The sequence below is a fragment of the Bacteroides sp. AM16-24 genome (genome assembly GCF_003471885.1).
In the GTDB taxonomy this organism is placed as follows: Bacteria; Bacteroidota; Bacteroidia; order Bacteroidales; family Bacteroidaceae; genus Bacteroides.
This window is the reverse complement of record NZ_QRKI01000027.1, coordinates 1-238: the sequence shown is the minus strand read 5'-3', so window position 1 is coordinate 238 and position 238 is coordinate 1.

Genomic DNA, 238 nt, shown 5'->3' with positions numbered 1-238 from the left:
TTTTCTCTTCCTTCCAGTTTTCTCCTTGCTAAATATCTCTTTTCTCCGTATCAAATTCGGTTTAAACTATAAAAATCATCTCTTCAACCGAATTTGTACCGAGTTAACACCGAGTTTGTACCGAATTATCTTTGTAGAGTCTTTGGCTGCAACAATGTTTGAATCTCTTTCGTATCCTTTTCTCTTGCCTCGCGCGTATGTATATATATAATGTGTACCCTTCCGTGCCCGTCCACGT